This is a genomic window from Paractinoplanes lichenicola (assembly GCF_016785085.1).
Classification (GTDB): domain Bacteria; phylum Actinomycetota; class Actinomycetes; order Mycobacteriales; family Micromonosporaceae; genus Actinoplanes; species Actinoplanes lichenicola.
Genome location: NZ_JAENHO010000001.1, coordinates 448,202 through 460,565, shown reverse-complemented (window position 1 = coordinate 460,565; position 12,364 = coordinate 448,202). Strand labels below are relative to the sequence as shown.

Sequence of the window (12,364 nt, the reverse complement as noted above, 5' to 3'; positions counted from 1 at the left end):
TGCCCGCCGGGTCCGGTCCCAGTGAGCGGTGTCATCGGCCGGCATGACATCAGTCATGATCACTGCAGCCAGCCCGCGTGCTCGGCCACCCGTACGGCCTCGAGCCGGTTGCGGGCCCCGGTCTTGCGCAGGATCACCGAGATGTAGTTGCGGACCGTGCCCGCGGTCAGGTTGAGCGTGGCCGCGACCTCGGCCGCCGGCACCCCCGACGCGGCCACGGTGAGCACATGCAGCTCCCGCTCCGACAACGGGCTGCGCGGCGCGGCGACCATGGCCACGGCCAGCCCGGCGTCGATGACCCGCTCGCCGCGGACCAGCCGCCGGATGCCCCGCACCAGCTCCGACGGCGCGGCGTGGGTGCCGACGACCCCGCCCACGTGCACGTCGAGCGCGCGATTGAGCCGTACGCGGGCCTCCGGACCGGCCACCACCAGCGTGGCGCAACCCAGGCGGGCCAGCAGCGGCAAACCGTCCTCGGTCAGCAACTCGACGTTGACCACCGCCACCTCGGGCGGCACGGCGCGGGCCATGTCGACCGCGGCGGCGAGACAGCCGACCTCGGCGACGACGGAGAAATCCTCTTCCAACGACAGGGTCGCGGCCAGGGCGCCGCGCAACAGATTCATCGGTTCAACAAGCAGAATGCGGATCACAATGGCCTCCCAGCCAGGATTTCGCGGTGGGAAGGCCGGCGTCCTCGGTTTTCCGGAGCCGGCCGGTGACCGACGCCAGATTCGGCGACGGCCCGATTCCGAACCGCGGAATCAGCTGGGAGGACCGCTGTAACGAACACTTCGCCCGGCGGCGACGACGTCCGCGGGCTGTTCGGCGGCGCCGGAGGCGATCTCCGGCCGCCACGAGGACGGGACAGTGCCCGTCGGAGGCGCGGCGCCACCACCGGCGTCACGCAGATGCCCGCCACCGGCCGATTGACCGTTGACAGGCCGCGGGGGAGAGGCAGGCGCGGGAATGGGCCCGCTGGACCGTTTTGCCTGCTCGCGAATGATTGGCGCGGAAGCACTCGATGCCGCACGCTCAAGCTCCCGAACCAACGCCGGCTGGTTTCGAGGCGCCGGAAGGGCCTGCCGCGTCAACTGTTGAAGAGCCGCCAGAGCCGGGGCAGCCAGCAATGTCCGTTGTGTCACCTGATCGAGCGTTGCCGTGGCCGGAGGAGCCGGCAGACCTCGCCCCGTCAGTCGATCAAGCGGAATTGTGGTGGGGGCAGCGGGCAGACCCTGTCGTGTCAGCGGGTCGAGTGCCGTTGTGGCCTGGGGAGCTGGTAGGCCCTGTCCTGTCAGCGGGTCGAGTGCCGCAGTGGCCTGAGACGCTGGCAAGCTCTGTCCTGTCAGCCGATCGAGTGCCGCTGCGGTCTGAGGAGCTGGTAAGCCTTGTTGTGTCAGTCGGCTGAGTGCCGTTGTGACCGGGACGGTCGACGGGCCCTGGTGCGTCAGCTCTTCGATCATCGCCATGACCGGACGAACCGGTCCCGGCAGGGCCGGCGTCGCCCGTGGTGCCAGAGCTGAGAGATCGGCGATCAATCGAGAGAGAAGCGCGCGGTTGGATAAATCCGGAAGGGTGCGAACGGTGAGTCTCGGAACGTCGACTCGCTCCGTCGTCCCGGTAATAGCCGCCACCCGCACGGTGACAACCTGAGCGAGCGCGTCGGTGGCCGGTCGCGGCGTAGCCCGGAGGGCCGGCACCCGCAGGGTGACAAGCTGAGCGAGCGCGTCGTTGGCCGGTCGCGGCGTAGCCCGAAGGGCCGATACCCGCACGGTGACACGCTGAGTGAGCGATGTCGCGAGCGCGTCGGTGGTCGGCCGCGCCGTACCCCGGAGGGCCGATACCGGGTGGCCGCCGAATCCGAAGAAGGAATCGACCTCCGCTTGAACCCCACGAGACGGGTCCCACCGGCCGAGGTCCGCCTGGAGAATCGGCGCCACGCCCTCCGGCCTGTCCGCCTGAGTGACAACGAGCCGTAGCCGTTCGACCTTTTTCCACGGGGCCACCTGAAGGGGCGCGCTCCTCAGCGGGGCCGCGTTTGAAGGGATGGCGCCTTCAAGGGGCGCGCTTCTCAGCGAGGCCGCTTTCGAAGGGATGGCGTCCAGGGGAGCCGCCTTCAGCCGGGCCGTCCGCAGCGACGCCGTCCTCTGGGCTGCGGTCTCCAGCGCGGTAGTCCTGAGCGGCGCCGTCTTCATCGAGTACGTGTTCAGCGGTGTTGTCTTCGGCGAGGACCCGTTGAGCGGTGTTGTCTTCGGCGCGGCGAGTCTCGGGGACGAGATCTTCGAGGAAGGGTTGCTGTGGAGCGTGATCCCCGGGTGGGCCACTTTGAGAGGCAGCGCCGTCCGCGCGGTCGTCGTCCGAGCAACGGCCTTCGTCGTCCGGGATGCGGCCCGCTGCAGCGTCTGCTTAGGAGGGGTGGTTTTTGGGGAGGCTGTTTCCGGGATGACGGCCCTCAGCGGCGTCGCCTTTTCGGCTGCGGCTCGGTCTGGCGTTCTCTTCGGCGAGGCGGCCGGCTGGTCAGACGCCGTCAGGGCGGTGGCTTTCCGCGGCGTTGTCTTCGGAGGTAGGGCCTTCTGTGGCGTGTGCTTGCGGGCGGCGGTTGGCTGGCGGGTCGTTGTCGGAGCGGCGACCTTCTGAAGTGTCGTTTTCTGGGGCGCAGCCCGCTGCGGCGTCGATTCGGCCGGTGCTGCCTTTTGGTGAGGTGCCTTGAGCGGGACGCTTTGGCGTGACTGCTCTCCGGAGGTGATCTTTTGGCGTTCCGGCTTGGCGTGATCGGTCGTCGGCCGTAGCAGCCGCCCTGTTTTGCCGGAGGCCGGAGCGGGCCGCGAGGACTCGGCTTTCGAGGGCGAATCGGACGTGCCAATGCCGGCTGTGGCCGCCTTTACGAGTGGATCGGTCTGACTATTGTCGGCGCGGGCGGCATGGTCGAAAAGGCTGAGCGCGAAATACGCGGCCCCCACCAATCCGATCATGAAAAGAAGACGGGCAGCGCGCTGAACTGCCACAATCCACCTCCCGACCAATCCATCGATGTTTGCCTACCCGTTCGCCAGGGAGCGACACCAAAACCGGTGTGCCGTATTCCGGGCGTTGATCAAAGGCGCGTAGCGTCCCCGGGCATGACGAGTGAGAACCAGCGGTCGGTGGAGATCGAGCGGACCAGTGTCGGCGCGTACGAGATCCGGAACGTACGGGGTGGGGTCCTGGCCCTGGGCACCGGTGACGACGAGCACTTCACCCCGGTCGAGCTGCTGCTCGCGGCCATCGGCGGCTGCTCCGGCATCGACGTCGACGTGGTGACCAGCCGTCGCGGGAAGCCGGAGCGGTTTGTGATCAGGGTGCGGGGCGACAAGGTCCGGGACGAGGACGGCGCCAACCGGATGGAGAATCTCGAGGTGGAATTCGACCTGAAGTTCCCGCCCGGGCCGGAGGGCGACCGCGCGCGCGAGGCGGCCCCCCGGGTGATCCGGCTGTCGCACGACCGCCTGTGCACCGTCTCGCGCACCGTGGAGCTGGGCACGCCGGTCTCAACCTTCCAGGTCGGCGAGAGGTAGACCGCGCGGGGCCATAGTGAGCCGCAGCACGAGGCCGCCGCGGGCTTGCCGCCGTACGGCCGGAAGCGCCTCGCCGGTGAGCCAGGCCGCGGTCTCGACCAGCGCGGCGCCGTAGTGCGCGGCCCGCAGCCGGTGGCGGAGCCGCAGCACCCCCTCCCGCGGGTCGTAGCGGGCCAGCACGTCCTCCTCGACCTCGGCCAGGATGTCGTCGACCCGGGCCGGGTCCAGGTCGGTGACGATCTCGATGTCCGCGTCCCAGTCCATGAGCCGAGTGTCGGAGGACCCGGCCGGGGAGAACCGAAGTCCGGATGACCCCGGAGCAAGACAGATGGTGCCAAGAGTCCGTTGACCGACAGAGCGGGCCACGGAGATTGATAGTTTCGGATGCATGGCGGGTCCTCCCGATCCGGCCCGGGCGGGCGACGTCGACGGCGTCGTCGAGGAGCTGCGCCGGTTGAAGGCGTGGGCGGGCCGGCCGTCGTACGAGACGATCACCGAACGGGTCAACGCGGGCTGGGTCGCGGCCGGGCGCCCGGAGCTCGAGCTGGCGCGCCGGTCCACGGTGGCCGACTGCTTCCGTCCCGGCCGGCGCCGGCTCAACGACGATCTGGTGGCGGCGGTCGTCGAGGCGCTGCACCCCGACGTGGGGTATGTGGCCCAGTGGCGTCAGGCGCTGCGCGCGATCGCGGGCGAGAGCGAGGCCGCGTCCCAGGTGCGTGTGCACGACCGGCTGCCGCCCGACCTGGCCGACTTCACCGGCCGGGCCGCGGAGCTCGATCGGCTGTGCCGGGCCGCCGAGCGCGCGGCGACGCGGTGGTCATCTCGGCGATCGAGGGTATGGCCGGGGCCGCGCCGCTGCTGCCGGGCACGCCGGGCTGCGCCACGCTGATCACCAGCCGGCACAGCCTGACCGAGCTGGCCCCGGCCACCCACCTCACGATGGACGTCTTCACCGCCGAGGAAGCGCAGACCTTTCTGCTGCCCACCGCCTGCACCAAGGCGGACGAGGAGGCGGCCGCCCGGATCGCCCATCGCTGCGGGCGCCTGCCGCTGGCATTGAGCCTGGTCGCCGGGCACATCCGCCGGACGCCGGGCTGGACGCTGACCGACCACGCCGACCGGCTCGACGAGCGGCACGCGGACCGGCGCCTCGAGAACGGGGTCGAGGCCGCGCTGGACCTGTCGTATCTGCGCCTGCCCACCGACATCCGCGCGTTGCTGCGGCGGCTCGCGCTGCACCCGGGGCAGGACTTCGACGCGTACGCGGCGGCCGCGCTGGACGACAGCGATCTGCTCACCGCCGAGGGCCGCCTCGACCGGCTGCGCGCCGACCACGTGCTGCAGGCGGCCGCGCCCGGCCGGTACGCGTTCCACGACCTCGTCCGTGCGTACGCGATCGGCCGGGCCCGCGACGAGGACCCGCCGGGCGACCGCCGGGCCACCCTCGATCGCCTCCTCGACCACTACCTGGCGACGTCCGCGGCCGCGGTGACCACCCTGTACGGGGATGTCACCCGCTATCTCCAGGGGCGTCCGGTGCCGCCCGGCGCCGTCCCCGACCCGCGCCTGGCCGAGCCGGGTGCCGCCCGCGACTGGCTCGACACCGAGCGCCCGAACCTGATCGCCGCGGCCGCGCAGGAGTCCGCGGCCCACACCGTCACCCTGGCCCGCGTGCTCTTCCTCTACCTCAGCGGCGGCCACCACACGGACGCCCTGGCCGTGCACGGACACGCCTACCGTGTCGCCGTGCGCACCGGCGACGAGATCGGGCAGGGGCACGCCCTGACCGATCTCGGTGTCGCGCACTTCTGGCTGAGTCAGCACGGCGAGGCGGCCGCGTATCACCGTCGCGCCCGCGAGGTCTTCCGGCGGACAGGGGATCAAGCGGGCGAGGCCCGCGCCTTGGACTGTCTGGGCATGTCACTGATCAAGCCCGGCCGCTACGAGGAGGCGGCCGGCGTTCTCCACCAGGCCTTGACTCTCTACAGGCTCGCCGGTGACCTGGAGGGACGGGGGAGCTCGTTGTGCGCCCTGGGCTTCGTCTCGCTGCACCGGGGCGAGTTCTCCGCGGCGGCCGGCTTCTTCATCGAGGCGGCGGACCAGGCGCGAAGCCTAGGCATCCGGTCGAACGAGGCGTACGCCCTGCACGGGCTGGGCGAGACGGAGATGCGGCTCGGCCGGCTCGAGGCGGCGGGCCGCCACCTGCGCCAGGCGCTGGAGACCATTCGGCAGTCCGGGCATCGCGACGCCGAAAGCGACGTCATCGCCACCATCGGCGATCTGTGCATCCGGATGGGCCGGCCGGACGAGGGCGCGGAGCACCACCGCCGGGCGCTGGCCGTCGCGCGGGTCACCGGTGACCGGTCCGGGCAGGCCTTGTCGCTGAACGGGCTGGGGGACGCCGCCCTGGCCGCCGGTCGTCCGGACGACGCGGCCGAGTTCTACGCCGAGGCGCTGGTCAGCGCGACCGAGAGCGATACCCGCGACGAGGTGGTCCGCGCACGTGCCGGGCTGGTCCGGGCCCGCGAAAAACGAGCTAACCGGATCGCACCCGGGATGGTCCGGGACGGTGAGGCGGGTCGGGCACGATCAGGCGGTGAGTCGTGACCTGTTGCGGACGCTGCGTCTGTCGTTCCTGCTGTGCATGCTGCCCGCTTCCCTGATGTCGGTGGTGCACGTGAGCCTGACGGGCGCCTCGTGGTTCGCCGCGGTCGTCGGGGGTGGCGTGCTCACCATGGTGGTGCTGGTGCGGTTCCTCGAGTATCGCCTCGGCCGCCTGGCCCCGATCGTGGTTGACCTGCTGGAGCTGGCCGCCTTCTCGGTCGCGATCGTCGTGGTGGGCAATCTTGACCCGGTGCTGGGCCCGATCTACTTCCTGCTGTTCTTCCGGGCCGTCTCCGGGTCGTTGCGGCGGCTCGTTCCGATGATCGTCGGCTACATGGTGGTCTCGATCGTCGTGCCGCTGGTGGCGGGGATCGGGGTGCAGCCGGGGGCGACCGGCGGCATGCTGGTCGGCTTTCTCGTCTACGGCATGCAGGTGCTGCTGCGGCGCATCGAGGCGCAGAGCCGCGAGCGGGCCGAGTTGCTGCTGCGGCTGCCGTCGCCGGTGATCGTGGTGGGGGACGACGGCGAGATCATTCTCAGCAACCCGGCCGCGGCGGCGCTCACCGGTCCGCTCGAGCAGTTGCGCGCGTACGGCGGTGACGGCGCCCCGGTCGACCTGCGGCGGCTGCCGGCCGGGTCGGCGGGGCTGGAGCTGCGGCTGGTCCGCGGGGACGGGACGGTCGCGCGGGCGCTGGCCGAGACCGTACGGGTCGAGAACGGCACGATCGTGGGGCTGGCCGACGTGACGGCGCAGCGCGACTACGAGGAGCGGCTGCAGCGGGCCGCCTTCCACGACGCGCTGACCGGGCTGCCCAACCGCGCCCTGTTGTGGCAGCGCTTCGAGACGGCCGGGGAGTCGTACGGGGTGCTCTTGATCGATCTTGACGGTTTCAAGGCGATCAACGACACGCTGGGGCATCAGGCGGGCGACGACCTGCTGCGCGGGGTGGCCGAGCGGGTGAGCGGGGTCTGCGGGCCGGACGCGACAGTGGCCCGGCTCGGTGGGGACGAGTTCGCCGTGCTGCTGCCCGGGGCCGGCGTCGCCGAGGCCGAGCGTACGGCCGAGGCAGTGCGCTCGTGTTTCGGCGAGGAGTTCATGGTGGACGGCGGACCGGCCCGCGCGGGCGGCAGCATCGGATGTGCCGTAGCCGCCCCGGGTCAGTCCCCGGACGAGGTGCTGGCGGCCGCCGACGCCGCCATGTATCGCACAAAACGCGCGATCCGCCGCCCGGCCGCGGCCTGACGAGTCGCGAGTGGACCTTCGTGCTCCTGGCTTCGTGCCAAACCCTTTCCCCGTACGCCGGAGGGCCGCCCCGCCTCAATAACGTCTCCCTCACCTCACACACCGCAAGGGAGACCTCACGTGCAGTTGAACGCAGTTCGCCGCCGCTCGATCCTCGCCGCCACCCTGGCCGGGGTCGTCGCCGCGACGTCCGTCGGTGGGCCGGCCCTCGCCGCCGACCCGACCGGCAGCATCACCGGCATCGTCCGCGACACCCGCGGCGCCGTCGTCCCGGACGCCTCCGTCGCCGTCTACGTCAACCCGTCCAGCGACGCCGTGCAGGAGCTGCAGGCCGACAGCCGGGGCCGGTTCACGATCTCGGGCCTCGAGGCCGGCACCTACAAGATTCAGATCGGCCTGGGCGGCTGGTCGGAGTGGGCCCCGGGCCGGATCAGCAACCCGGACCAGGCCCAGACCTACCGGGTGCGGGCCAACCGCACCACCACCGCCAACAGCGTCGTCACCGCGACGGGCTTCCTCGCCGGCCGGCTCTTCGCCCCCGACGGCAAGCCGCTGGCCAATGCGCCGGTCAACGTGACGAACGACAACACCGCTTCCCAGCACGCCACGCTCACCGAGGCCGACGGCACCTTCCGGCTCCGGGTCCAGCCCAACCAGACCTTCATCGTCAACTACCAGGCCGGCGCGCTCGGCCAGTACGTGCCCCACACCTTCGACCCGGCCCAGGCCACGCGATTCTTCGTGCGCTCGGGCCAGACCGTCCGCCTGACCGACCGGGCCGCCGCACTGGCCGGCATCTCGGGCCGCCTGACCGACGCCGCGGGGGCGCCGGCCGGTGGCGTGAACGTCAGCTTCATCAACGTCGACACCATCAACCAGTCGGACACCACCACGGCGGCCGACGGCACGTACGACTTCAGCGGCCTGCTGGAGCCGGGCCGCTACAAGGTGCGGTTCAGCAACGCCGACGGCCGCCAGTACGCGCACCAGCAGCCCGACTACGACTCGGCCGAGATCATCACCGTCGCCTCGGGGGAGACGGTTGTGGTCGACGACCAGCTGCTGTGGGTCGTGGCCCCGCAGTAACCCGGCAACGCTGAACGCCGCCCCGGTCGTCACTCGGCCGGGGCGGCTTCCTACTGTCATGCCATGGCCTACCTGCGGATCGGCGACGCCGACCTGTATTCGGAGATCGCCGGCGCGGGTGACCCGGTCCTGCTGCTGCACGGCGGTTTCTGCTCGCTCGAGTCGCTGCGGCCCCAGTCCGACGCGCTCGTCCCCGATCACCGGGTGTACGCGTTCGAGCGCCCCGGGCACGGCCGCTCGGCCGACCTGGACGGCGAGTACGACTACCAGCGGATGGTCGCCGACACCCTGGCCTACCTCGACGCCGTCGGTCTCGAGTCGGCGCACGTCGTCGGGTACAGCGACGGCGCGATCATCGGGCTGCTGCTGGCCCTCGACCACCCGGAACGGGTGCGCTCGCTCGTCGCCATCAGCGCGAACCTCGACCCGTCGGCGTTCGAGGACACCGCCGGGGCCTTGTCAGCAATGGAGCCGGAACCGAGGCCGGACGTCGAGCGGATGCACTACGAGCGGTTGTCCCCGGACGGCCCCGAGCGCGCTGACGTCGTACTGGGAAAGCTCTTTCGCCTCTGGACGACCGAGCCGCACATCAAGCCCGCCGACCTGGCCCGGATCGCCGCGCCGACGCTGGTGATGGCGGCCGACCGCGACACGATCGTCCCCGGCCACAGCCTGCTGATCGCCGCCTCGATCCCCGGCGCGCAGCTGTGCATCGTGCCCGGCACCTCGCACCTGCTGGTCGCCGAGCGGCCGGAGCTGGTCAGCGCGCTGATCCGGGATTTTGTGCGCGCAGCAGCCACACGAAATACGGGGCACCGATCAGCGCCATCATGAGCCCGGCGGGGATCTGCGCGGGCGCGATGACCGTACGGCCGAGGGTGTCCGCGACGCAGACGAGCAACCCGCCGAGCAGCATGGCGACCGGGACGATGCGCCCGTGCCGCGCACCGACCAGCACCCGGGCGATGTGCGGGGCGACCAGCCCGACGAAGCCGACCACGCCCACCGCGACCACGCTCACCGCCGCCGCCACGGCCGCGATCGTCAGCACCGACAACCGCGTGGTCTCCCGCCGCACGCCGAGGATGCGCGGGGTGTCCTCGTCGATCGCCAGCAGGTCGAGCTCGCGACGCAGGCTCAGCACGATCGGGGTCGCGACCAGCAGCACGAGAGCCACCGGCAGCACGTCGGGAAATTCCCGGCCGTACGTGGTGCCGGACAGCCAGGTGAGGATGCGCGGCGTGTCCCACGGGTCGGTCCGCAGCAGCAGAAAGGTGCTGACCGAGCTGAGCGCGTAACCGCAGCCGATGCCGATGAGCAGGAACCGGTCGGGGAGCAGCCCGCCCCGCCAGGCCAGCACCGCGATCAGGGCGAAGGTGACCAGCCCGGTGGCGACGGCCGTGAGGATCAGCGTGGGCCGTCCGCCGGGCACGCCCGAGGTCACGACGAACACCGCTCCCAGCCCGGCGCCGGCCGTGATGCCGAGGATGCTCGGCTCGGCCAGCGGATTGCGCACCGTGCCCTGCACGACGCTGCCGGCCAGGGCCAGCGCGGCCCCCGCGGCGACGGCCGCCGCCACCCGCGGGGCCCGGTCGTCGAGGGCCAGGTCGATCAGGTCCGGCGCGGCGCCCTGCAGCCAGAGCACGATGTCGCCGGTACGCAGCCACAGGCTGCCGGCCAGGAGCCCGGCCACCGCGGCGCCGACGAGCAGGACGGATGCCAGGGCAGCGACGGTCAGGAAGCGCCGGCGGGAGCGGATGGCCGTCCGGGGCGCCTCGCGGGCCGTACCCGCGTCGCGCAGCCGGAGCGCCAGCATAACGATGACCACGGCCCCGAGCAGCGAGGTCGGAATGCCGGTGGGGATCGAGGCGGCGGCCTGGGCGCCCATGACGGCCCGCAGCACGGCGTCGGCCAGCAGCACCAGCAGTGCCCCGATCAGCCCGCAGGCCGGGATCAGGAAGGCATGCCGGCCCAGGCCGCCGATGCGGTTCGCGGCCAGGCGGGCGGCCACCGGGGCGGCCAGGCCGACGAACGCGAGCGGGCCCGCCAAGGTGACCGAGATGCTGGTCAGCAGCACGGCCAGCAGTACCGCGACGACCCGGGTCGAGCGGATCGGCACGCCCAGCGAGGCGGCCGCGTCGTCGCCCAGCCGGAGCACGTCGAGCCGGTGCGACAGCAGCAGGGCGGCGACGAGCACGACGACGATGACCGGGGTGGCGCGGGCGGCGGCGTCCAGGTTGAGCTGGGCCAGCGAGCCGCTGCCCCACGCGTACAGGCCGGTGGTGTTCTCCTTGAACAGGATGAGCAGGGTGGCGGTGCCCGCGTCGAGGGCCATCGCGACCGCCGAGCCGGCCAGCACCAGCCGCGTCGACTGGAGGTGGGACGTGGTGCCGACGAGGCCTAGCACGAGGGCCGCGGCGAGCAGGCCGCCCGCGAAGGCGACCGCGCCCGAGGCCCACACCGGCACGGCCAGCCCGAAAGCGGCGACCGCGCACAGCGTGAAGTAGGAACCGGCGGTGACGGCCAGGGTGTCCGGGGCGGCCAGCGCGTTGCGGGTGACCGATTGCAGCAGCGCCCCGGCCGAGCCCAGCGCCACCCCGACCGCGATCCCGGCCAGCACACGCGGCAAGCGGGAACCGGTCAGCACATCGATGATCGGAACGCCGCCGACGTCCGTGCGTGCCCCCAGCAGATCCGCGAGCCCGGCTCCTGAAGTGCCTTGCGTGATGTGCCACAACCCGGTCACGACGACCAGGACCAGCAGGACGGCCAGCACGGCCGTCCCGCGAGCCGCTTTCACTGCTGCGTCAGGATCTTCACGTAGGCGTCGATCGCCTGCTCGTTCGAGATCGGGCCGCCCGCGCCCCACACCCCGGCCGGGAAGGCGTACGCGCGCTTCTCCTTGACGGCCGGCAGCGCGGTCCAGATCGGGCTCTTGGTCAGCTCCTTGACATAGCTGTCCGGCGTCTCGTCGTCGCCGTAGAACAGGGTGGCGCCGCCGACCGCGGTCAGCCCCTCGATGTCGGTCTGCGCGAGCCCGTACGCGGGGTCGACGCCACCGCTGCCGTACGCCGCGTTGATCTTGTCGGTCCAGGCCAGGGTCATGCCGAGCTGCTCGCCGAGCTCGGTGAACAGGGCACCCTTCCCGTACGGGCGGACGACGACGTTGCCGCCCTCGATCCAGCCGTCGAAGAACAGAAATTCCTTCCCCTGTACGTTCGTGGCCGCCACCTTCTGCTTGGCCTCGGCCAGGTGCTCGTCGAACTGGCGCAGCACCACGTCGGCCCGCTCGGTGCGCCCGGTGGCCTGCCCGATCATCGAGAAGACCTTCTTCATGTTCGCGATCTGGCCCGAGGCGTCGGCCCCGACCGTGGCCAGCACCGGCACGCCCCGCTTCTCGAGCTTCTTGATGATCTCGTCGTCGGCCTTGAACGCCTCCACGACGATCAGGTCGGGCTTCGCGGCGTAGAGCGCGTCGAGGTCGGGCTGGCCGCGCTCGCCCGCGTCGGTCACGTTCGCAGGCAGCGGCTCGGCCTTCACATACGTGCCGTAGCCCTTGGGGTCGGCCACGGCGACCGGGTTGAGGCAGAGCGTGAGCACGTCCTCGGTCTGCTGCCATTCGAGCACGGCGACCCGCTGGGCCGGCTTCGCGAGCTCCACCTTGCGGCCCACGCCGTCGGTCATCGAGACCGGGCCGGTCGCCGTCGCGGTGGTGTCGTTCGCACAGGTCTGCGAGACGGGCGTGGCCGAGCCGGTGGCGGAGGGCTCGTCGACCTGCGTGGTGCCGCAGGCCGTGATCGTCAGGACCACGGCGGTGGCCGCCAGGAGTCGTGCGTGAAGGGCAGGCATCGAACGGCTCCGCATCGGTAAGGGTTGC

General features: G+C 71.7%; 11 protein-coding genes. 7 read left to right on the top strand and 4 right to left on the bottom strand.

The genetic code is table 11. From position 1 onward, the window contains the following. Window positions 1-59: 59 nt before the first annotated feature. Window positions 60-626, bottom strand: coding sequence for a response regulator transcription factor (locus tag JKJ07_RS02100; RefSeq protein WP_236028177.1), 567 nt, complete (start codon window positions 624-626; stop codon window positions 60-62). A gap of 1,420 nt (window positions 627-2,046) precedes the next feature. Here JKJ07_RS02100 and JKJ07_RS02095 point away from each other — a divergent pair. Both JKJ07_RS02095 and JKJ07_RS02090 read left to right on the top strand, forming a co-directional pair. Continuing rightward, complete coding sequence (locus JKJ07_RS02095) at window positions 2,047-2,637, top strand: hypothetical protein (RefSeq protein WP_202989429.1); 591 nt, start codon at window positions 2,047-2,049, stop codon at window positions 2,635-2,637. Window positions 2,638-3,119: 482 nt separating this feature from the next. Further along, a complete protein-coding gene (locus tag JKJ07_RS02090) occupies window positions 3,120-3,554 on the top strand; it encodes an OsmC family protein (protein ID WP_202989428.1) in 435 nt (144 codons plus the stop codon). On the opposite strand, the gene JKJ07_RS02085 is transcribed toward JKJ07_RS02090, so the two are convergent. Next, on the bottom strand, window positions 3,528-3,818 hold the full coding sequence (locus tag JKJ07_RS02085) for a hypothetical protein (RefSeq protein WP_202989427.1): 291 nt from the start codon (window positions 3,816-3,818) through the stop codon (window positions 3,528-3,530). The two genes, JKJ07_RS02090 and JKJ07_RS02085, sit on opposite strands and share 27 nt — an antisense overlap. 124 nt (window positions 3,819-3,942) lie before the next feature. On the opposite strand from JKJ07_RS02085, the gene JKJ07_RS02080 reads away from it, so the two are divergent. From JKJ07_RS02080 to JKJ07_RS02060, 5 genes are all read left to right on the top strand, one after another. Further along, the gene (locus JKJ07_RS02080; protein WP_202989426.1) at window positions 3,943-4,443 is read left to right on the top strand and encodes a hypothetical protein; all 501 of its coding nucleotides are present in this window, start codon (window positions 3,943-3,945) and stop codon (window positions 4,441-4,443) included. After that, the gene (locus JKJ07_RS02075) at window positions 4,338-6,161 is read left to right on the top strand and encodes a tetratricopeptide repeat protein (protein ID WP_202989425.1); all 1,824 of its coding nucleotides are present in this window, start codon (window positions 4,338-4,340) and stop codon (window positions 6,159-6,161) included. The genes JKJ07_RS02080 and JKJ07_RS02075 overlap by 106 nt, the downstream gene beginning before the upstream one ends. Then, on the top strand, window positions 6,151-7,401 hold the full coding sequence (locus JKJ07_RS02070) for a diguanylate cyclase domain-containing protein (RefSeq protein ID WP_307834093.1): 1,251 nt from the start codon (window positions 6,151-6,153) through the stop codon (window positions 7,399-7,401). Before JKJ07_RS02075 ends, JKJ07_RS02070 begins: the two co-directional genes overlap by 11 nt. Before the next feature lie 120 nt (window positions 7,402-7,521). Next, a complete protein-coding gene (locus JKJ07_RS02065; protein ID WP_202989424.1) occupies window positions 7,522-8,487 on the top strand; it encodes a carboxypeptidase-like regulatory domain-containing protein in 966 nt (321 codons plus the stop codon). A gap of 63 nt (window positions 8,488-8,550) precedes the next feature. Further along, entirely contained in the window at window positions 8,551-9,321 is a 771-nt protein-coding gene (locus tag JKJ07_RS02060) for an alpha/beta fold hydrolase (protein WP_236028175.1), read from the top strand. On the opposite strand, the gene JKJ07_RS02055 is transcribed toward JKJ07_RS02060, so the two are convergent. After that, window positions 9,248-11,287 (bottom strand): iron ABC transporter permease, encoded by a 2,040-nt coding sequence (locus JKJ07_RS02055; protein WP_202989423.1) that lies wholly within the window; start codon window positions 11,285-11,287, stop codon window positions 9,248-9,250. The genes JKJ07_RS02060 and JKJ07_RS02055 overlap by 74 nt on opposite strands. Then, window positions 11,284-12,336 (bottom strand): iron-siderophore ABC transporter substrate-binding protein, encoded by a 1,053-nt coding sequence (locus JKJ07_RS02050; RefSeq protein WP_202989422.1) that lies wholly within the window; start codon window positions 12,334-12,336, stop codon window positions 11,284-11,286. The genes JKJ07_RS02055 and JKJ07_RS02050 overlap by 4 nt, the downstream gene beginning before the upstream one ends. Between the last annotated feature and the right edge of the window lie 28 nt (window positions 12,337-12,364).